The organism is Acinetobacter sp. 70_2 (assembly GCF_056736115.1).
Genome location: NZ_JBWZIP010000002.1, coordinates 71,909 through 92,749 on the forward strand (window position 1 = coordinate 71,909; position 20,841 = coordinate 92,749).

Sequence of the window (20,841 nt, forward strand, 5' to 3'; positions counted from 1 at the left end):
CGGGAATTTTATGCCAGCAAATGGTTGTGTTTATATTCAAAGAGATGGAGTGGATTTACGAGAAGTTTTTGATCATGTAGAACGTGATAAAGGCTTGGAAGAAAATGCTTCTTATTATGATGTTGTATTGGGTAAGGATACTGTACGTTTTTATGTAATGCCTTCTCAAGAGATTCCAAATCATTTACAAGGTTTTCTGCGTTATATAGCTTCTTTAGATCACGATCAAAAACGCAAGGATGATACCTCTTACGCAATTAGTCATACAAAGGTAGTATTAGGACTTGTTACTGACAAAGAGTTTGATGAGAACCCTGCTATTTGGCAAAGTTTATTTAAGATAGCAGATAAATATGATGGCCTTATTTTTACATATGATAGTGTTTTACTCCCAAGTGGTACAATTCTTGTTGGTCCGCTATTAAATAATAAATAAAATAGCCATTTAAGCACCATAAAACATTTTGTATAACTAATAAAAAAGCCCGACATCCTGTCGGGCTTTTTGGTATTTGGTTGCTAGATATGACTCCTGTCGTATCTCACGCTCCTGATGCTTGAACCTATTATTGTTGTTTTATGTTCCGGAACATCCTGTTCCTGTATGAGTTCATCTTAGAAAAAAAGCAGGGGACAGCCAATCCGCTAAATCCCTAAATCTGTGTAAGATAAATCGTACAAATAACATTTTTTGCATTTATGCCATCATCATCGGGCGAAATGGACAATTGACATTCACTCTAACTGGGTTATATTCCTGTTTAATATATATACGATTATAGGAATGTAATCATGGTAACAGCTGGCGAAAAACCCGGAACAGGCTTCTATTTCTGTGCTCAGTGCGGACATAGAGTGTTTTTAGAAATTAATACCGACCCTTTACCACCGTGCACTAAATGCTACTGCACACAATTTAAACGTTAAGAATAAAATAATATTTGCGTTCGCATTTAACAAAAAGCCCTGTCACCCGATGGGGCTTTTTGTTAGTTTAAAAATAAGACTTACATAACAAGACCCGTGATGGGCATGAAAGGAAACCGTTATGGAAACAATATTAGGTTTATGTATTGGTGTGGGCCTGAGCGCTGCCTGCGGTTTTCGCGTGTTTGTGCCACTACTGGTCATGAGCATTGCCACCATGATGGGATGGTTTGAGCCATCGAAAGGTTTTGAGTGGTTAGCTCTGCCATCGGTGTGTTTGGCTTTAAGCGTGGCAACGGTATGTGAAATTGCAGCCTACTATATTCCGTGGGTCGATAACGCCTTAGACACAGTCGCAACTCCTGCGGCCATGATTGCGGGTACGCTCACCACAATGGCCGTGAGTAGTGGAGAAATGTCTCAGTTTGCTACTTGGGCCGCAGCCATTATTGTGGGCGGTGGTACGGCTGGTGTGGTGCAAATGAGTACCGTTGCTGCACGTGGTGTTTCAACTGCAACTACGGGTGGCTTGGGTAATTTTATAGTTGCGACAGGTGAGTGGATTGGCGCAATCTTACTTTCGGTTTCAGCAATGTTAGTGCCTGCGCTTGTGGCAATAGTGGTGCTGATTGCAGTTATTTGGGTGGTACGTTGGATACGCCAGAAAAAGCAAGAAAATATCAGTCATTCAACATCGTGAGTTTTTAAATTTAGTTGAATAAGAAAACTTAGACGTAATTTTATAATCTAAGTTTTCCATGTATATCACTACTTCACACGTTTTAATAAAATATCTTTATACATAGTAAAATCGCAGGTGAGGCCAAAGAACGGCTATTTAAAGGTTGCAGGTTTATTATGCTTATAAAAGATGGGCTTTTCAGCTCAAGTCCATTTCACCCAAACTTTACGCCGTATGGTGGATTTTGCGCCGTCGATGTTTAGAGCTAATACTAGTTTTATCAGCGATCGCTCTACAGAAAAATAAACCAAGCATTGAGGCAGTACGGTCAAAGTATTTCTAAGATTCGATGCTAAGCTTTTTATGAGTACTCAAAAGAATTACATATATGAAAATCGTTGCCATTCAGCCTGCATTACAGTTAGGAAAGGTTGAAGCAAATTTAAAAAAACTTGAACAATTGATTTTAGCTGCACATCAAGAGCATACGCCTGATGTGATCGTACTTCCTGAGTCGATGACTTCTCCAAACGTCTATTCACCACAGGCGTTGCTTACACCACAACCTTTAGAGGGCAAGCCCTTACAGCTTTTAATCCGCTTAGCTAAGCAATTAAATGTGGTGATCACAGGTGGATTTGTAGCGATACGTGATGGGCATACTTATGGCAGTTATGTCATGGTGGAGCGTAATGGCGATTATCATCTGCATGACAAAGATATTCCAACTGCATGGGAGCAAAACTTTTATCGTGGTGGTTCGGACGATGGGAAGGTGGATTCGACAAGCTTAAACTGTAAAGTTGCTTTGCTGTCGGGCTGGGAATGGGCAAGATTTCGCACAGCTAAACGTGTGCGAGAACAGCAAGCACAGTTGATTTTAGGCGGAATGTGTTGGTACTCCATGCCGATTAATTGGTATGGGTTTTTGGGTACATGGATGCGTCGTGAACATGAAATATATAAACATCAAAGTGAAGCACTGCCTGCACAAATGGCACGTTTAACAGGTATTCCAGTGGTACATGCTGCCCATGTCGGAGAAATCCTGAGTGATATGCCGATGTTACCTTACGTCAAATGGTTAACGGAAATGGTGGGTGAAACACAAATCTGTGATGCTACTGGAAATGTGTTGGCACGTATGAGTTTAGCGGATGGTGAAGGGTATATCGCCGCAGAGATTGAATTGGCTGAACCTAAACCTGTCTTACCCTTACAATCACGTTATTGGATTCCTGATATGACCCTGACTTCAAAATTAGCATGGCATGTCGGCAACCTGCATGGCGGATTGATGTATCGCGTGAGACATCGACTGAAAAAGTTTCCTTGGCAAAATTAGTTGAAGTAAAAATAGATTCCAATTAAACAAATAGTGATTAACAGGTCGTGAAGATGCTCACGTGGTATTGATTGAACAGTACGCTTTAGGGTAATGAAATTATTGGTGCATCGAACTTGCGCCTTAAACTCAATGAACAGATTCAATATTGTGGTGGACATATTGGGTTAGGTATTCGTCCTTCTAAACGGAAACAAAATTTTGGTTCAAAATTGTTGGAGCTTACAATTCAGGAGGCATGGAAGCTGGGCCTAACTGAGTTACATATACATTGTTATAAATCTAATTTTGCTTCTGCAAAACTTATTGAAGCAAACAAGGGCCGTCTTCATTCCGAAATTACCCTCGAACAAGTAGTTCAAAGATATATAGTGAATAAAACAATATGAAAATTTTCTTTCAAAGCATTTTTAAACAGCAATAAAAAAAGCCCAAAATCCTGTTGGGCCTTTTCGTATTTGGGTACTAGATATGACTCCTGTCGTATCTCACGATCCTGATGCATGAACCTATTATTGTTGTTTTGTGTTCCGGAACATCCTGTTCCTGTATAACTTCATATTAAGAAAAAAGCGGGGAGTCGCCAATCCGCAAAAACCTTAAAAGCTTGTAAGAAAAATCTTACATTGAAGAATGATTCAGCCGTTTAAACCCTAAAATTTTCTCTAAATATTCAGATATAAAAAAAGCCCAACATCCTGTTGGGCTTTTTCGTATTTGGGTACTAGATATGACTCCTGTCGTATCTCACAATCCTGATGCATGAACCTATTATTGTTGTTTTATGTTCCGGAACATCCTGTTCCTGTATGACTTCATATTAGGAAAAAAGCAGGATGTCGCCAATCCGCAAAAACCTTAAAAGTTTGTAGGTTAAAACGTACAAGCTACTATTCATTTTGAGGTAAAGGCCAAAGAATATCTTTATTTTTCTTGAATTTTTTGTACCAATATTGGCTTATCAGCGCTTTGTCATCTCTATCGAAATGATAAACGAATATATCTAAAGCTTCATTTAGGTCGAGGTCATAGCGAAACTTGGCAGTAGCTAAATGATCTTGTATTTCATATAACTGATTAAATATAGGCAAAGAATCTTCATAAGCTAACAATTGAATTTGTTGAAGAAGTTTTTTTATTTAAAGCTCATACGCATCTAAAACTCTTGTAAGATCAATCCTTACATCTCTATAGGTGATAAGTCTTTGCTCAAATTCATCCCATGTGTAGTTCATTCTAATAAATGTTTAAAAGTTGAATGTAAGCACAGCATAACTGGATTGGTCATAAAGTTAATGTGATTTTTCAAAATGCTAATTCGGCAAATCAAACAATTTAGGCCCCTATGCCACAACAGACTTTAATTTTTTGCGCTGATTTAAAGTAAAACACCATTGCGACACAGAGATAAAGCGCTAAGCCAACGCTTAGCCCAGACTACTTTTGTCACAACGCTGCATGACGCTGAAAAAAGTAGGGGCAAAGTCCTGTGGGAGAACAGGACTTTGCAAACTGACATATTCAAGGCGCTGCATGAGCTTAGGCGAGTAAACTTGCTCAAGTCGCTGGTAAATGCAGTCACAACTCGATTCGCTATGCCCACCTGACAGGCAAATTTTTTCAAACTCCTGATGAGTCTCTGGGTCGTAAACCGAAACGCCGTAGCTACCGACTATGAAACTTAAAGCCAAAAGCGGTTTATAAATTTTCATATTATTCTCATGATTATTTATGCGTATAACTAAAATAAAAATATAATGACTTTGAGATTTAAAATAATTTTTTAAATAATAATTAATCCTCCTAAAAGCACAGGAAAATAAAATAATTAAAATTTTAAAATAAAAATAGTTTATAAATTTAAAAAAATAAGGCGTGAAAACCCAAATTTTAAATCAATAAAATAGTTAAATAAGAGAGAAAACGAGATTAAAAAATGTCATGGTCAACTCCTTAAAAAATGGAGTCCTACCACCAGATTACCGCGAATTAATTTGGGTGGTAGAACGGAAAGGGGTTGACAGACTGGCCTCGTAGAACCAGCACGCGCGGGGCGTCCCCCTCCCGTCCTACCGCAAAGAAAGGGGACGCAAGGGTCTAACGATTTATAGATTGTACTATAAACCGCTACGAGGTTACGGTCTGTCAAAACCGTCTGGCAATGTAGGCCAGCAACGAAATAATAATCGGTGATTTTAAATACGTCAATTTAATATTTAAAATATTTTTGATTTAATAATAAAACTAAATAGATTTTAAAATAAAAATATTATTATTAACTTTTTATTTATATTCGATGAGAAAAAATAATAAATATAGAAATATTTTGCCAGTTCCAAAAAAGAACTTGGTTGTTAAGATCTATTTTTGTCGTTTTTATAGAGATAAGAATGGAACGAGTTGTCATCACAGGTATGGGAATTAATTCTTGTATTGGAAATACATTAGAGACAGTAACCGAGTCCTTAAAAGCAGGCCGCTCAGGCATTCGCTATAACGAAGTCTATGCAAAATTGAACTTTCGAAGTCATGTGAGCGCCACTGCCGAAATGAATTTTGAAAACATTGATCCAGAATTAAAAAAACACATAGGCGTTTGCGCGATGTATGCCTACAACTCGGCACTCGATGCTTTACAACACGCCGAGCTTAACGCAAGTGACATTGCCAACAACTCAAAATATGGCGTGATTGGGGGAACAGGCGGCACTTCAACAGCGTCTATCATCGACATGCTGCACACCTTAAAAGAAAAAGGCGCAAGCGAGGTATCACCCGATTTAGCGCCACGCTACCTAACAAATACCATTAGCTCTAATCTGTCACGTGCTTTTAACCTAAAAGGCGTATCTCAATCGATTGCGAGTGCCTGTGCGACTTCAGCCGATGCAATCGGTTATGCATATCACCTTATTGCCGCTGGTAAACAAGACCTCATGCTGGCAGGTGGCGGCGAAGAAGACCATTGGTCGCAAACTGCAATATTCGATGCAATGGGCGCATTATGCTCTAAATATAACGATGCACCAGAAACCGCTTCACGCCCATATTCAGTAGATAACGACGGCTTTGTAATCGCTGGCGGCGGTGGTATGGTGGTTTTGGAGTCTTTAAGCCATGCCCAAAAACGCGGAGCAAAAATTTTGGCAGAAGTGGTTGGCTATGCTGCCAATAGTGACGGTGTTGATATGGTGGCTCCAAGCGGTGAAGGCGCGACTCGTTGCATCAAACTCGCACTCGCAGAAGCCAAGCAAAACGGCTCTGAAACCATCGATTATATCAACACGCATGGCACTTCAACGCCAGCAGGCGATATTCCCGAACTATTAGCCATAGAAAGAGCTTTTGGCAGTGAAAAAGTACCGCCGCTCAGTTCAACCAAGTCGATGACTGGGCATAGCTTGGGGGCAGCAGGCGTACACGAAGCCATTTATTCTATTTTAATGCTGCAAAATAACTTTATCGCGCCGAGCATTAATATTACCGAACTACGCGAAGAAGCGAAAAAGTTCGATATTGTTCAAACAAGCCGAGAAACCGAGCTAAAAACCGTCATGAGTAATAGCTTTGGTTTTGGTGGGGTAAATACATGTCTGGTTTTTAGAAAATGGGAAGGGTAATTTAAAACTCGAAATATATGGGCGTGAGAAAAAGAATAAAATAGGTGGCCCATACAGTTTTATAACTAATGGAAATTTATGGTTAAATTGGTTTATATTTATTTTCTTTAAATAAAAAATTAATAGAATTATGAAAAAGCTTTTGGTTTTAGTCATGGCTGTCTTAAGTTCACAAGTTGGTTGTGCCCAAAAAACTGACAATAAAACCGAAATGAGTATTCAAAACTCTAACTCTATTGTGATTCAGCAATTAGAACAGTTTAAAACACAAGATCATTTTGCTGGAGATGGACAGCTATATACGGGTGTTCAAGAGCCTGCATTAGCTATAAGTTTAAATCGCAAAGTTGCTGATACTGCGCAAGCTTTTATTGCTCTCTATCAACAAAAGAATGAACCAACTAAAGCAGAACTTTTACATGTCCTTGCTCATGGAATCAGTCAAATCGATCCTGATACGCTTGATACAGAAGATCGAGAACAAGTGGCAACAACATTTGAAAGTTTTCTTGATATTGTAGGTCTAGAAAGTTCAGAAGGTATTTTAAATAAATGGGTATATGGTGAAGAAATTGGTAAGTTATTAGAGCAGGATAAACATTAAGTTTTAATACTTTATTCTAAATTTTAAGCATTTTTTTAGTATCTGAATCACCTACATTGACAGTTTGTTGGAACCATTTTTTGCAATTGTATGTCTTTCTAAGTAATTTCTCTATTTAAATATATTTATGAATTTCATTAATTTGAAAATTGGTTTTATTTTGTTGATTTTTAATAATAAATTTAAATTATATTCCGGTGTTTTATAGCAATTAAAAATAGTTTGGATTTACTGTTTAAATACTCATTTAATAAGTAGGTAACGTAAAAATAGCATATTTAGACTAGTTACATTTTGAAAATGAGTATATATAGACAGATTAGTCTTTTTTTAATTAAAATAGGGCTTAAATATAAGTTTGATTGATAATAAAAATGCAGATGAGTGTGTCGAGTATATTGGAACGTCTAGGCCTTGTTTCACAAAATCGTGCTGTTCATATCCAATTCTCAAATCAGTCTTTAAATCAGCAAGTCTTCTTGCAACGTATTGAAGGCGAACATACCCTTAATCAGGGTAGCGTTGCTGAATTATTGTGCCTGTCTACAAATGCGCATATTGCATTAAAACAATTTATTGGCTGTCAGGTTGCCATTGATCAGGTCACTGACATGGGCCAATTTTTTAGAACGACAGGTATTATTACCGAAGCGAGCCAAGGTCAAAGTGACGGCTCACTCACCATTTATAATTTAACTTTAAAAGACCCAACTGCACTCTGGCATAAACGCCGCAATAGCCGCGTATTTATGAATAAAAGCGTGCGCGATATTAGCGAAATTTTGTTTAAAGAATGGCAAGGCAAAAGTCCGTTATTTGCTTCAAGCTTAACCCTTGATACATCTGGCTTAACCAAAGACTACGATGTGCGTCCATTTGTGATGCAGTCTAACGAAAGCGATTATGACTTTTTAACCCGTTTGTGGCGTAGTGAAGGCATCAACTGGCTGGTCGATGAATCACAGCTTTTAATTGCTGACCCGAATGCGTCCATTCAGCCACAAGTGCTACGTTTGATTGATGAAAATCAAAACTATAAAGCCCTTGAGCGCCGTAGCCTACGTTACCAACGCAGCAGTGCCACAGAACAGTTCGATACCATTACCCAAGTTAAGGCAGAGCGAAGCTTGCAGCCAACGTCGGTACATATTCAACGTTGGCAAGCCGATGCATTACAACAAGAAGAAGGCAGTGGCAGCGTACAAGGCACCCAAAAGCACAGTGAACACTATGACAATGCTAGTCTAAACCTTGAAGATGCATGGCACGTTAGCCCCGCGTGGATGCAGGACTTAAAAGGCGAAGATCAAGCCACCGCTTCAGGCAATAACCAGATTGAACGGTTCAATCAGAACATCAATGCTTACCATCATCTGACTTCTAAACAATTTACCGTTTCAGGTAATGTCCGCGATGCACAGGTGGGTTACTGGTTTGAACTCAATGACCATCCGGAACTCGACCAGCATGACAGTGCCGATAAAGAGTTCTTGATCTTAAGCAAGCACTACTACAACCAGAATAATTTACCTAAAGAATTACAACAGCAAATCGAACGCCTATTACCACAAAACAAACTCAAGGCAACTGAACTCGACACGCAAAATCCTGAGCAGCGCCACTTTGCTGAGCTGAATGTCGTTCGACGCAACATTAAAGCTGTGCCTGAATATAACCCGCTAGAACACCGACCAGCAGCTTACCCACAGCGAGCTAAAGTGGTGGGACTAGAAGGCGAAAGCATTCATGTTGACCAGTGGGGACGTATTAAAGTCCGCTTCCTGTTTACCCGAGCTGACGACCATAGCCATGATGGTGGAGCCGGTAGTAACGACAATGACACCGATTCGGCTTGGGTGGATGTGCTGACCCCATGGGCGGGTGCAGGCTATGGAGCACGCTTCTTGCCACGTGTTGGTGAGATTGTGGTAATCGACTTCTTTGATGGCAACATTGATCGCCCATTTGTGGTGGGACGCATTCACGAAGCTGAACGCCATCCAACCCAGTTCGACCAGAAAGGTCAATTACCTGACACTAAAAAGCTTAGCGGCATCCGCTCAGAAGAAGTCGATGGCAAAGGCTTTAACCAGCTACGTTTTGATGACACGACAGGTCAAATCAGTGCCCAGCTACAAAGCAGCCATGCGGCCAGTCAGCTCAACTTGGGTAACTTAAGCCATCCAAAAGACAAGGCGGAAAGCGACGGTCGTGGAGAAGGTTTTGAACTTAGAACTGACCAGTGGGGCGCGGTACGAGCTGGCAGTGGTTTACTTATTAGTACCCATAAACAAGACCAAGCTCAAGGCGTACATCTAGACGCGGCTGAGGCCAAACAACAAATCGAAGGTGGGCTTAGCAATGCCAAGGCACTCAGTGGAGTTGCTAAAAATCAGCAAACTGACCCCTTAGAACATTTAGAAAACCTAAAATCGTTTATTGAAAAACTTGAGCAGCAAGACAACGCAAAAGCTAAAACTTTCAAAGATGCGATTATGCTGCTAGCAAGCCCAAATAGTGTCGCGGTCGCGAGTAATGAAGACATTCACTTAAGTGCAGATGGGCAGCTCAACCAAACTGCGGGCGATAGCATCAACCTATCTACACAAAAAAACCTGATTGCACATGCCCAAAACAAAATCAGTCTTTTTGCAGCGCAAGAAGGGGCAAGGTTGTATGCAGGTAAAGGTAAAGTCGAGATACAAGCGCAAGGCGATGGAGCAGATTTAATTGCCCGTAAAGCTGTTCAGGTGATTTCGACTGAAGACAAAATCGAAGCGACCGCATCCAAGGAAATTGTGCTCACCGCAGGTGGCTCTCAAGTCAGAATTACTGGTTCGGGTATTTTTATGACTACAGGTGGCAAGTTTGAGGTGAAGGCTGGGCAGCATAAATTTATGGGGGGCGGGAGTGTGAATAGTTCATTACCGTATTTACCTGAACAAGGAAAACAAAAATATGGTGTATGGTTTGATGTAATGGATAAACAAGGAAATAAACTGAAACCAGGTACGGGATATATTATTTTTGATGAAAATGATAAAGAAATTGAGCGCGGTAAGTTAGATAGAACAGGTTTGGTTAAGTTGGAAACTGAAGAGCCGAATAAGCAATATAAAATACATGTGGTGATAAACGATGGGCAATGAAGCACAAGCTTATGCTAATTTGGTTAAGACAACAATGGGAACGGTTAATCCTGTGCCAGCGATTGTACCAGTTAAACTTACAGTTTATACTCAAAGTTTTACAGCATTTATTGGTGGGGCTGCTGATAAATACCCTTTTATATATGGAGATGTAAAACTACCAGGTGTGGGAGATGCTTTAGGGCCTACAGAAATTGTTGGTAATTATGCAAAAAATTTTAATACGGGAAATACAAAAAATTTAAAACAATATTATGGCTATGAGGAGGCTTATAATAATAGAAAAGTAACTATTCCTGTAGCTTCCGGTAAAAGAAATGCTTTTAAAGATATTCTTGAGGTTTATACGAAAAATCCACAAACTCAAATTAATATTATAGGTCATAGTTTGGGTGGTTGGAATTCATCTGGTTTAGTTACAGAACTGAATAAAGCAGGGGTACCAGTCAATTTATTAATTACTATTGACCCTGTTGGAGTTTTATTATCAAAAACCACTCCTCCAAATATATTAACTACTCCAGCAGTAAGAGCCCAAATTTATTTACTAGCACCAGAACCTGTTGCAAATAATTGGATAAATGTTTTTTGTAAACCAAATAATAATGTTGTCAACGATATAAAGAATACGGTGGGATGGGAAGGCTATAAACCAAAATGGAAAGGGTATCATCCTAGCCCTACGAGTTATACAACAGATGATGCAATTGCTGATGCTGGAGGGCAATGGGATAGTTATCCAAAAGAACACAGCAATACATTTCATGAAACTAAATTTAGTCACGCTTGGTTTAGCAAAATGATGCGTGAAACAATACCTAGTATATCTAAATCACCAGAGCAAATATTGCAAGCCGAATTAAAAAAGGTTCAAGTAAAATGAAATTTTTATCATGTATATGGATATTTTTATTATTTGGTTGTACTTCTAAAAATATAAATTATCAATCTACCGATATTAATTTTGGAAAATTTAAGTATTTCCAATCTATGTATAGTGGAGAAAAAACATACCAAGGTTTTGTTACAAGCTCCTCTTCTTTAAAAGAAATTTCTGAAAAAAATGCATTTCCTATTTCTAAGCTAAATTGTTTGGAAAATCAATTTATGGTAAGAGGTGGAGTAGACTTAGATTCAGAAGAAATTAATAATAAATTATATAAATACATCGCACATGTCGAAATATGTAAAAATGATGATTGTTCAGTCGATATTAAAAAAGCAAAAATTGATACTGAATGCAGAATTGAATTAAGAAAAAATTACTCAAATGATGCTTATCAATCAAATAAAGCAAAGTTGACGAATGCTAATTTTGAATAAAATCAAGTGTTGGTGCTAAAGTTGATCTGTAATTTATTAAGTTGAGAACTAGAAATGTAATAAACCCACCAAAGCGGGTTCATTTACATGTTCGGGTAGTTTTGGATCACTGCCGCCCTAAATATTTCAACAGAATTTTATTGTGGTGGTGATGGTAAATTTAAAAAGGAATATACTTGCAAATTTGATTCTAAATAAAAATTTTTTACAGATTGATAAATAGTTTATGAGAAATGTTGTAATAATTATATCAACTCTATCATTGTTAGGTTGTAATCCTTTAGCCAAAAATGAGAAAGAAAATTTTAAGGATATAACTCTTAAGAATTTAACTTACTCACGTCTGGATGGTATGAGTGGTGATATTTTTAAATTTAATTTAGAAATAAATGATGATTTAAATAAGATTTATCAAGAGAATAATTATAAATCTTCAAATTTTAAATGCGATAATATTAAAAATTATCTTATTGTAGGCGCTATCTCGCTCGAGGGAGAGAAGTTAAAAAATGGAAAATATACTTCATCTGGGTACTTCAAAGTCTGCGAAGATGAATCCATGAATGTATGTATCGATAAGAATCAATTGGAAAAATTGTTAACTAGCAATATTTCTTGTAGAGTAGTTTTTGGGGGCTTATTACAAACTAGTAAAGTTGTAGCAGATAATATTTTAATATCAAAAGAAGCTATAAGAAAATCCAATTTCCAATAGAGTTTTTAATGAAAAAATTTCTTTACCTATTAGGGCTAATTTTTTTAAGTGGATGTAGTGAAAAAATTTCAAATTTCACAATAGAACATACTAGGAAAAGTAGTGAAAAATTAAACTTTGCTATGAAAATTAAAGATAAGGAAGTTCTAAATAAAATAAAAGAATCATCATCAAAAAAGTTTATTTGTGAAAATATGATTGATCATCAGCAAACATTAGATGCGGATATCGATAGATTTGAGAGTAACCAAATTGATGTATCTGTAGAATTCTGCTCAAATAATGATAATAGAAGCTGTGAACCTGTAGATATCAGTTCAGTTAAAAAAATTAATTTAGAATGCCAAGCCATTTTTTCTGCAATGATTGGTAATGTGTCTAAATCAGAAAAATTTTCAATTGTATGGGAAGAAAAATAACTTGTTTAAAAATCTGGAACTTAAATTAGTAACTTTGGGTGTGCTATTGTTAGTTATGACAGGGTGTGGTCACGAATATACAATTGAGCCTGAAAGGCTTCCAGTAGCGTATGTAGGAAAGGCATATAATCAGCAATTAAACATATCAGGTGGTAGAGTGATACCATATTCTTTTGAAGTTGAAACTAATTTCCCTAGTGATATGAATATCTCTATTAGCCCAATAGATAAAAATGAAGCGGATGCTTATAATAATTTAAAAATTTCTGGAGTTCCAAAATATAAGGGAACTTTTACTATTAATATATACGCTAGTTTTTATGCTGGGGGTGATGGGGAACTGGATAAGACCTATGAATTTGTAGTTAAAGAATAAAAGATATTTTTAATAAGAAGTGGATATGAAAAAGAATTTATTAATTACCGTACTAATTTTACTTTTTATCATACAGTCTTTATTGAATTATTACTTCTGGAGTCGTACAAAAGCACCCGAAATTCATGTTCTAGAGAAACCTCTACGAATAGCATCAAATTTCGATAACTATTCATCATATACAATCCTTCCTGCAGGCACAGTTCTATATGATGATAGTGACTCTCTAAATCGAAGAGTTATGGTCTATTTTAACTTACAAGGTGTAGATTTTAAGTTTGAAAAACAAGATCCAGATATTTTGAAACAACCTAGTGAAGTCAGTGCTATAAGGTCAGCAGACTTACCAGATTTACTAAAAGAAGTTCCTCTGACTAAAAAAGATATTTATTTAATTATTAAGCATGATGAAGAAATAAATGATTCTGTACGTTCTATTTTATTTAAAAAATATAAAATTGATCCTTCAGAGTATGAAAAAATTAAAGAATTCTAAAATATACAAACATAAATTTAAAAACGAGAAGAAGCCTAATTGATTACGCTTCTTCTCTCATCAGAAATAGTTTAAGCAGCTTGAATGGCTTCTCCACAAAGAGAAACTGTTTCTTGTTTATGCTGGTGTAAGTACCAGAATTGATCTGCAACTGTTTCAGGGTGTACCGCGTAGGTTTTATCCTTCGCTTCAGGGGTTCCATCTACAAAGCCATTTACAATCACTTGGCTCACATAAACATTTGAGTCAGCAAGACTATGGGCAAGCAAATTGGTGGCTTTATATTGAGCGGCAGCAGTAGTTGCTAACGATGAGTACTCTTTGGCAACCAAGTCGATGCCCACTGCATCGAAAGCAAAAATTCCATTTGTCGATAAAATACTACCGTGGTTCTTTTCTAAATCACCTAAGCAAGCTTGTACCGTCGCAATATAGCTCGAAACACGAATATGAAAGCTTTTAGTAAACTCTAGTGGAGGGGTTTTTAAGATATTGCCTTCAATATCATGGAAAGCGTTCCAATGAATATTTTTAATCTCTCCTAATTGATCTTTAATGCGTTTAATTAGGTTTGGTATATCTTCAAGAACTGCTAAATCACATGTAAAAGCGTAAGCTTCAATACCTTGTGTTTTAAGTTCTAAAATGGCTTTTTCGAGTTTTTCAGCATTACGCGCCACTAAACCGATTTTATAGCCTTCTTTACCAAACTTATGTGCTACGGCTTTGGAAATACCTGTTCCATAACCAAAAATTATAATATTGTTGTTCATTATAAAGTTCCAAAAAACCAATTATTTGGTTAGAAATAGTTTATAATATGTTTTTATAATGTATTCAAGCGAAAAAATTAAATCTAAAAATAATGCAGAAAGAACAAGACAAAAATATGAAAAACATTAATTAAGTCAGTTGGTTTTGAATGGGCTGGATGGGATACTTATTTAGGAAATAAAAGGATGAAAAATTTATATTTTTTCACTATAGCTAAAAGTAAGGTTAAGAATATTGTGAATGTAGGTGTTTGTAAATGAGGATTATTTTCTTATATTTTTTATTGGTTGTTCCTAGTCTTTCTTTTGGTAATACTGTGAGTGAATTTTTTTTAAAGTTTCAAGAAAAGAATAATTATTATATTTATAAGGATAAACCAGAGAAATGGATCTATGAGTGTGCGGTGGAGGTGAATAAGAAAGAAAGCTCTACGAATATTAATTCTGTAAGTTTTGATCAAAAGAATCAGTCCATTAAATTCTCATTTGATACCCCTGATCAACCATTTTATAAAGTAACTAAAATTTTGAAAATTAAGCCTAATGAGTATGAGGTGTATTTCCAAGATAAGAATATGGGAAGTAATTTTAACTTTGAGGTTATTTTAAAAAGTAATGGTATTTCAGAATGGATTTTTCATACACCTAATGAAGATACAGAAAACTTCATCGATAGAAGCTTTACCTTAGTGAGTTTCTATGAATCTCCAAAGTTTAATATAACGAACAAGTGTAAATAGCAGGAATGAAAAGTAGAGTTCTCTTGTGGTCTAAGCGCAAGAGATTCTACATAGACAAATCATACTTCACTGGCGTTAGATTCTTTTTATAGACTGGTGCCTAATTTCTCAAAATAGTTAATGAGTTGGTAAAATAAACCGTAAAATACAAATAAAGTGGAATTTAAATTTAACTAATTATGGTGAAATGGGAATAAATTCTTTTTAATTTACTTAATGGCGTAAAAATTTCCAAAAATAGTTAAAATTAGCTGTTCTTAGAAAAACAATCCCGCAGGGTGCTGGCTAAACTATATCTCAAGGGTGTGATAGGGATCGAAAAGAGTAGCATGCACCAAAACGTATAACGTTAGTGTGTACTCACCCAAAAGGTCTCGATTCGGCTTAGGACGCTATAGATCAAAAGTTTATAGGCATAAGGTTCTAACTTACAAAGTTATAATTGTTGAAGTAAACCATAGATGTTTTCCCTTGACACCCTAAAAAATTCTCTATAATAAAAACGATACTTTACAAGAATATAATTTATGAATAAGCCTTATCTTTCTGCCTTGCCGCATGACAGCCAAATCTCATCTCAATTGAACAATGCTTACTTCCACGACTCGTGGAGTATTGTGCTGGGTCAGCCCGACCTGAATGTATTTGGGCAGCTCATTAAATTGTTCCGGCATACTCCGCAGTGGATAGAGTGGAGCATGAATGTGCGTAATAAAATTACTTCTAAGATTGGCCTTAAAGATTTAGGAAGTTTTAAGCAGATTGATGCGCATAAAAAAGAAAATGAATATGTCGCAGGTGACCGAATTGGAATTTTTACCTTACGGCAACGTACCGAAAATGAGTTAGTGATTGGAGACGATGACAAGCACTTAAATGTGACTTTATCTGTTTATAAAAATGAAGATAGCCAAGTGCTTACAGTGACTACAGTGGTACATATTAAAAATTGGCTTGGAAGACTGTACATGGTGCCTGTGATTCCTGCCCACCGAAAAATAGTGCCAGCAACTTTACAGATATTGGGTTAGAGCACTATTTTTATTTACGATGTGTTAGGCCGAAATCGTTTATATACTAATCTTATTATCATAATAATGGGCTGAATAATATGGACAATAAAAATCAGTATCGCCAATGCGCCGTATGCGGAAAGAGTTTTCCCTTGAAAGATCTGGTCTCTGGTGAAGTCATTCGAGATGTCATTGGTGAAGAAATCTTGAAAGATTACCCAGAGTGGTCTTTTTCAACTTTTATTTGTCGTGCTGATTTGGCGGACTACCGTATTAAATATGTGCAGTCCCTATTGCGTTCAGAAAAGGGGGAGCTAACCACTTTGGAGAATGAAGTAATTGGTAGTATGCAACGGCATGAACTCATTACTCGTAATACAGAGACAGAGTTCGATCAGAATTGGACTTTGGGTGAAAAGTTAGCAGATAAAATAGCTTCATTTGGTGGAAGTTGGGTCTTTTTAACTTGTTTTGGGCTGTTTTTAGTGGCTTGGATCCTTTTTAATACCGTAGTGATGGTGGTGCATCCTGTTGATCCTTATCCATTTATTTTGCTTAACCTGATTTTGTCATGTTTGGCTGCAATTCAGGCACCTGTCATTATGATGAGTCAGAACCGTCAAGAAGCCAAAGATCGCTTACGTTCGCAACATGACTATCAAATTAATTTAAAAGCTGAGCTTGAGATTCGTCATTTACATGAAAAAATGGATCATCTTTTATCGCATCAGTGGGAAAGGCTTGCGCATATTCAAGAAATTCAGCTCGATCTTTTAGCTGAAATGAATAAAAAACGATAAAGCTTTCCCGAGTTTCACGTGGAACATGATGAGAGTTTATAGATTGTTTTGCGGTAGGTCTGAAATTTCTTTATGATTTGCCGCCATGCTCCATTGCTGTTTCTACGACCATGCCTTTAAACGACAACTTTGTTTATGCTCCGCCACAAGATCCGCTTTCAATTTTATTTGAAGATGACGATTTGATTGTGGTTGATAAACCTGCGGGTCTATTGTCGGTTATGGGGCGTTTGCCTGAACATCATGACAGTGCTTATTTAAGGGTGCTAGAAAAGTTCCCTTTGGCTAAAGTGACGCATCGTTTAGATATGGCGACGTCGGGCTTACTTATGTTTGCCAAGCACCGTGATGCAGAAGTCGCGGTAAGTAAAATGTTTCAGGCCAGAACAGTCAAAAAACATTATATTGCTTTGGTGCAAGGCCAAGTCACAGAAGAGGGCAGTGTTGAAGTTCCTCTCATTACTGACTGGGAAAATCGCCCAAGACAAATTGTACATTTTGAATTAGGCAAGCATGCTAAAACCTTGTTTCAACCGCTCGTTTATGACGAAAAAGTCGATCAAACTCGAGTGTTACTTGAGCCAGTCACAGGGCGTTCACATCAGCTACGTGTGCACATGATGCATATTGGACACCCAATTATGGGTGACAAGTTATATCATCCTGAGCCTAAACGTTTTCATTTAAGCCGTATGGCTTTACATGCTGCGTATCTGGCTTTTCAGCATCCATTGAAAGGCACAGATGTAGTCATTCAATCCCAAGTGCCTTTTTAAAATTTACATACAATTAAAAATTCAATTTGATGCAATTGGGAACGGAATATATACCCAAACTGCAATAAAAGTCGGGTATTCTAAGTCCGAATAATATTAATACTGCGACAACAACAAGGATCATTTTATGACTCGTGACTACGAACAATTTCCAGATGACGATAACGGCAATGTACTTTGGCAAATGGCTGAAGATGGGGATGATTTAACCGAGCTGCATGAAATTGAATTTTCTATTGCTTTTCAAGATCAAAAGAATGCAGAGCAATGTGCGCTGTATTTGCTTTACCAAGAACAAAAAGTTTCACTTTTCCAAGATGACTCTGTTGAGCCAAACGAATGGGTAATTACCATTTTCGTCAACATGGAACCTGAGTATTCAGATATTGTTGATTTGGAACAATGGTTTGCTAGCATCGCTGAAAAATTTCAAGGCGAATATGATGGATGGGGCTGTATGGCCTATGTCTTTGAGGAAGAAAGTGAAGAAGACGACCTCTTACAGTAAGGTCTAAAAAGAGTAGGAGATACTCATGCACTTATCTCAAAAACAAATTGCGGTACGGTTTTTAGAACTTGCCGCAGCAGGCGAAGTTGATGAAGCCTACAGCAATTACACTGCGCCTAACTTCAAGCATCACAATCCTTATTATGCGGGTGATGCAACTTCGTTGAAGGAAGGTATGCGTGAAAGCGCGGTTAAAAATCCCAACAAAGTCTTTGATGTTCAGCATGTCATTGAAGATGGGACTTTAGTCGCCGTACATTCGAAACTTGAAATGCAAATGAACGGCAAAGCCACCATTTTGGCTGTGGTTCATATTTGCCGTTTTGAAAATGGAAAAATTGCTGAGCTTTGGGATATCGGGCAAATGCAGCCTGAACCGCTTGTGAATGAAAATGGCATGTTCTAATAAAAAAGCCCGAAATAATTCGGGCTTTTTTATTTCATAGATGAATTAAAACTTCCACTGTGCCGAGATTGAAGCATTCAGTGGCTCACCCGGTTGAACCCATAAATCGCTGTAGCTTGAAACATAGTAAGTTTTATCAAACAGATTGTTTACGTTCAGCTGATAACGTAAGCGGTCCGATGGAGCATAGTAAGCATTTAAGTTCACGAGGGTATAGCTTGGTAAATTAAAGCCATTATCAAGGTTATGTCCGCTACGTTCGCCCACATAAGTAAGGTTGGCACCTACACCTGCTTTTGTTGAGCCTTCTTGTAGAAATTCATAATTGGTGCTTACCGCACCTTGGTGTTTTGGAACATTGCTTAAACGGGCACCTTTTGGCAAGTCTTGGTCTTTTTCAATTTGAGCATCGGTATAACTATAGTTGGCATTGACGAACCAGCGGTCAGTGATTTGGCTATTTAAGTCAAACTCAATTCCTTTACTGCTCACTTCGCCTGCGGCGGTTTGAAAGTTACTGTCGATCGGGTCTGTTGTGAGTACATTTCGTTTTTTCATTTTAAACAAAGCGAGACTCAGCACACTTTGGTCATTCACTTTATATTTGGTGCCGACCTCGTAGCTTTCGCCTTTTTCAGGGGCAAAAGTCTGACCGTTTCGGTTCATACCACTATTCATGGCAAATGAGCGGCCATAGTTGCTATAAAACGCCCATTGCTCAGAGGCTTTAAAATTTACTCCGAAACGCGGACTATTCTGGTGAAGCGTCTGGTTGCTTTCCGTCTGAGTCAGATGATTTTTAAAGTCTTGTTCGACCTGATCAAAACGGTTACCAAATAGTACACTCCACTGATCATTAAAAAAGATCTGGTCTTGAATGTTGAGTGCAAAGTAACGCTGCTGTTCTTTGGTATTAGTAAACGGAGCTAAGTTCGGTAAATATTTGCCATATTCAGGTTGGTAAATATCAATTGTGTTAGGCATGTTAGCACTGTGATTACGACGAAGCTGGTTTTGTTTATAGTCGAGTTGACCAAGCTCGGTTGAAAGTAAAATTTCATGGCGCGCCCACGAAGTATCAACCTTGCCAAGTAACTCTGTCTGAGCCAGCACATCTTGACTTGTATAATCACGATAGCGACGTTGACGCTCTAAAGTACGGCCATCGGCTTGCATACGACGAGGTTCGGTTGCAAAGCCGACCATTTTGGCATCTTTATAGCTGACTGCACTATTTAGCTTCCAGTCAGGGTTAAATTCGTGACTCAGACGTAATTGGTAAAAGTAATCTTTTATTTTCAAATCGCCGTCGTCAGGTTCACCTGTAAAGGTTTTCGGGTCCATCACAAACTGGTGATTGACTGTGCTGACACCACGGTCAAAGGTTCCTTTATGTTCTGTAAATTCACTGTCAAAGTCGAGTTGTGTCTGGTCTGAAATTTTCCATGTGAGCTGCGGTGAAAAGAACCAGCGTTCACTACTGACATGATCACGGAAGCTTTGATTATCTTCATGAGCCACTGCTACACGATAGGCCAGTTCATCGTTAATAGGCGCCGTGTGTTCCAGACTAATGCGATATTGTTCTTGGGTATTGGCACGTAGGTTAAGTTCACTTTCGCTTTCCCACTGTGGCTTTTTACTGTTGAGGTTAAGCAAACCACCAGTTTCGCCGCGACCATATAGAGCAGCCATTGGCCCTTTTAAAAACTCTAAAGATTCAATATTTACGACATCTTTTGGCGCATTAATCCCTCGGTTGACACTCAAGCCGTTTCGAATCATAGAAGCACCTAAATTGGGATCGGTACTAAAACCACGGAAAGAGTAGTTATCCCAAAAGCCGCCACCAAAACTGTTTTGATGAAAAACCCCACTCACCAAGCTTAATGCGTCATCAATCCGTTGAACGTCTTGTTGTTCCATCATTTGTTTTGAAACATAAGCACGGTTAAAAGGGACATCTAAAACATCGTGAGAAAATTTAGTCGCCGAGCTATTTTGGCTCACACCTTCTTGGGTACTTTCAGCCTGAACGCGTATGGTCTCAAGTACTGTTGAGGTTTCGTCTCCCCAAGAGAATGTTGATATAAAAGATAACCCTAACGAAGACAACAATCCTAATTTGTGTTGCATAAATAATCAGCCATGAAAGACAAAAGAACTATA

Annotated in this window: 22 protein-coding genes and 4 pseudogenes; 21 read left to right on the plus strand and 5 right to left on the minus strand. The window is 37.7% G+C overall.

Annotated elements, in window-relative coordinates; all coding sequences use genetic code 11:
• Positions 1–10: 10 nt before the first annotated feature.
• The 3 genes from AC1PJ9_RS01320 to AC1PJ9_RS01330 all read left to right on the plus strand — a co-directional run bounded on the left by AC1PJ9_RS01320 (position 11) and on the right by AC1PJ9_RS01330 (position 1,627).
• A complete protein-coding gene (locus tag AC1PJ9_RS01320; protein WP_100192158.1) occupies positions 11–436 on the plus strand; it encodes a hypothetical protein in 426 nt (141 codons plus the stop codon).
• Between the two features lie 356 nt (positions 437–792).
• Entirely contained in the window at positions 793–927 is a 135-nt protein-coding gene (locus AC1PJ9_RS01325; protein ID WP_001983336.1) for a zinc ribbon-containing protein, read from the plus strand.
• Between the two features lie 121 nt (positions 928–1,048).
• Positions 1,049–1,627, plus strand: a complete 579-nt coding sequence (locus tag AC1PJ9_RS01330; protein WP_263612667.1) for a DUF4126 domain-containing protein — start codon at positions 1,049–1,051, stop codon at positions 1,625–1,627.
• A 68-nt stretch (positions 1,628–1,695) separates the two neighbouring features.
• Here the strand turns inward: AC1PJ9_RS01330 and AC1PJ9_RS01335 are convergent.
• Positions 1,696–1,797, minus strand: a pseudogene (locus AC1PJ9_RS01335) (Mpo1-like protein); the annotation flags it as partial.
• Between the two features lie 4 nt (positions 1,798–1,801).
• Between AC1PJ9_RS01335 and AC1PJ9_RS01340 the strand changes: the two are divergent.
• From AC1PJ9_RS01340 to AC1PJ9_RS01350, 3 genes and pseudogenes are all read left to right on the plus strand, one after another.
• Positions 1,802–1,915, plus strand: a pseudogene (locus AC1PJ9_RS01340) (AraC family transcriptional regulator); the annotation flags it as partial.
• 82 nt (positions 1,916–1,997) lie between these two features.
• A complete protein-coding gene (locus AC1PJ9_RS01345) occupies positions 1,998–2,954 on the plus strand; it encodes a carbon-nitrogen hydrolase family protein (protein ID WP_263612668.1) in 957 nt (318 codons plus the stop codon).
• Between the two features lie 89 nt (positions 2,955–3,043).
• Positions 3,044–3,343: pseudogene (locus AC1PJ9_RS01350) on the plus strand (GNAT family N-acetyltransferase); the annotation flags it as partial.
• Positions 3,344–3,844: 501 nt separating this feature from the next.
• Here AC1PJ9_RS01350 and AC1PJ9_RS01355 read toward each other — a convergent pair.
• A pseudogene (locus AC1PJ9_RS01355) lies at positions 3,845–4,189 on the minus strand (hypothetical protein).
• Positions 4,190–4,381: 192 nt separating this feature from the next.
• Positions 4,382–4,666 carry a hypothetical protein gene (locus tag AC1PJ9_RS01360; protein WP_191103168.1) on the minus strand — a complete coding sequence of 95 codons (285 nt, stop codon included), beginning with the start codon at positions 4,664–4,666 and terminating at the stop codon, positions 4,382–4,384.
• A gap of 678 nt (positions 4,667–5,344) precedes the next feature.
• Between AC1PJ9_RS01360 and AC1PJ9_RS01365 the strand changes: the two genes are divergently transcribed.
• The 9 genes from AC1PJ9_RS01365 to AC1PJ9_RS01405 all read left to right on the plus strand — a co-directional run bounded on the left by AC1PJ9_RS01365 (position 5,345) and on the right by AC1PJ9_RS01405 (position 13,656).
• On the plus strand, positions 5,345–6,574 hold the full coding sequence (locus AC1PJ9_RS01365) for a beta-ketoacyl synthase N-terminal-like domain-containing protein (protein WP_311086694.1): 1,230 nt from the start codon (positions 5,345–5,347) through the stop codon (positions 6,572–6,574).
• Positions 6,575–6,704: 130 nt separating this feature from the next.
• Entirely contained in the window at positions 6,705–7,178 is a 474-nt protein-coding gene (locus AC1PJ9_RS01370; RefSeq protein WP_311086695.1) for a DUF4844 domain-containing protein, read from the plus strand.
• A gap of 374 nt (positions 7,179–7,552) precedes the next feature.
• Positions 7,553–10,327: a type VI secretion system Vgr family protein gene (locus AC1PJ9_RS01375; protein WP_311086696.1), complete on the plus strand. Its 2,775-nt coding sequence runs from the start codon at positions 7,553–7,555 to the stop codon at positions 10,325–10,327.
• Complete coding sequence (locus tag AC1PJ9_RS01380) at positions 10,317–11,210, plus strand: hypothetical protein (RefSeq protein ID WP_311086697.1); 894 nt, start codon at positions 10,317–10,319, stop codon at positions 11,208–11,210. Before AC1PJ9_RS01375 ends, AC1PJ9_RS01380 begins: the two co-directional genes overlap by 11 nt.
• Positions 11,207–11,650: a hypothetical protein gene (locus AC1PJ9_RS01385; protein ID WP_311086698.1), complete on the plus strand. Its 444-nt coding sequence runs from the start codon at positions 11,207–11,209 to the stop codon at positions 11,648–11,650. The genes AC1PJ9_RS01380 and AC1PJ9_RS01385 overlap by 4 nt, the downstream gene beginning before the upstream one ends.
• Positions 11,651–11,876: 226 nt before the next feature.
• The gene (locus AC1PJ9_RS01390; RefSeq protein ID WP_311086699.1) at positions 11,877–12,365 is read left to right on the plus strand and encodes a hypothetical protein; all 489 of its coding nucleotides are present in this window, start codon (positions 11,877–11,879) and stop codon (positions 12,363–12,365) included.
• An 8-nt stretch (positions 12,366–12,373) separates the two neighbouring features.
• On the plus strand, positions 12,374–12,784 hold the full coding sequence (locus AC1PJ9_RS01395; protein WP_311086700.1) for a hypothetical protein: 411 nt from the start codon (positions 12,374–12,376) through the stop codon (positions 12,782–12,784).
• The gene (locus tag AC1PJ9_RS01400) at positions 12,738–13,160 is read left to right on the plus strand and encodes a hypothetical protein (RefSeq protein WP_311086701.1); all 423 of its coding nucleotides are present in this window, start codon (positions 12,738–12,740) and stop codon (positions 13,158–13,160) included. Before AC1PJ9_RS01395 ends, AC1PJ9_RS01400 begins: the two co-directional genes overlap by 47 nt.
• A 25-nt stretch (positions 13,161–13,185) precedes the next feature.
• Positions 13,186–13,656, plus strand: coding sequence for a hypothetical protein (locus tag AC1PJ9_RS01405; RefSeq protein WP_311086702.1), 471 nt, complete (start codon positions 13,186–13,188; stop codon positions 13,654–13,656).
• Positions 13,657–13,727: 71 nt separating this feature from the next.
• Here the strand turns inward: AC1PJ9_RS01405 and AC1PJ9_RS01410 are convergent, their stop codons facing one another.
• Entirely contained in the window at positions 13,728–14,429 is a 702-nt protein-coding gene (locus tag AC1PJ9_RS01410; RefSeq protein WP_311086703.1) for an SDR family NAD(P)-dependent oxidoreductase, read from the minus strand.
• A 257-nt stretch (positions 14,430–14,686) separates the two neighbouring features.
• On the opposite strand from AC1PJ9_RS01410, the gene AC1PJ9_RS01415 reads away from it, so the two are divergent.
• From AC1PJ9_RS01415 to AC1PJ9_RS01440, 6 genes are all read left to right on the plus strand, one after another.
• Positions 14,687–15,169 (plus strand): hypothetical protein, encoded by a 483-nt coding sequence (locus AC1PJ9_RS01415; protein WP_311086704.1) that lies wholly within the window; start codon positions 14,687–14,689, stop codon positions 15,167–15,169.
• A 527-nt stretch (positions 15,170–15,696) separates the two neighbouring features.
• Positions 15,697–16,200, plus strand: a complete 504-nt coding sequence (locus tag AC1PJ9_RS01420) for a DUF2867 domain-containing protein (RefSeq protein WP_311086705.1) — start codon at positions 15,697–15,699, stop codon at positions 16,198–16,200.
• 80 nt (positions 16,201–16,280) lie between these two features.
• Positions 16,281–16,982, plus strand: a complete 702-nt coding sequence (locus AC1PJ9_RS01425; RefSeq protein ID WP_023274344.1) for a DUF1003 domain-containing protein — start codon at positions 16,281–16,283, stop codon at positions 16,980–16,982.
• A 110-nt stretch (positions 16,983–17,092) separates the two neighbouring features.
• Positions 17,093–17,758, plus strand: a complete 666-nt coding sequence (locus AC1PJ9_RS01430) for an RluA family pseudouridine synthase (RefSeq protein WP_151749901.1) — start codon at positions 17,093–17,095, stop codon at positions 17,756–17,758.
• Positions 17,759–17,885: 127 nt separating this feature from the next.
• A complete protein-coding gene (locus AC1PJ9_RS01435; RefSeq protein ID WP_004706008.1) occupies positions 17,886–18,266 on the plus strand; it encodes a ribonuclease E inhibitor RraB in 381 nt (126 codons plus the stop codon).
• Between the two features lie 25 nt (positions 18,267–18,291).
• Entirely contained in the window at positions 18,292–18,672 is a 381-nt protein-coding gene (locus tag AC1PJ9_RS01440; RefSeq protein WP_311086706.1) for a nuclear transport factor 2 family protein, read from the plus strand.
• Positions 18,673–18,717: 45 nt separating this feature from the next.
• Here AC1PJ9_RS01440 and AC1PJ9_RS01445 read toward each other — a convergent pair whose 3' ends face one another.
• Positions 18,718–20,808 (minus strand): TonB-dependent receptor, encoded by a 2,091-nt coding sequence (locus tag AC1PJ9_RS01445; RefSeq protein ID WP_311086707.1) that lies wholly within the window; start codon positions 20,806–20,808, stop codon positions 18,718–18,720.
• Positions 20,809–20,841: the final 33 nt, after the last annotated feature.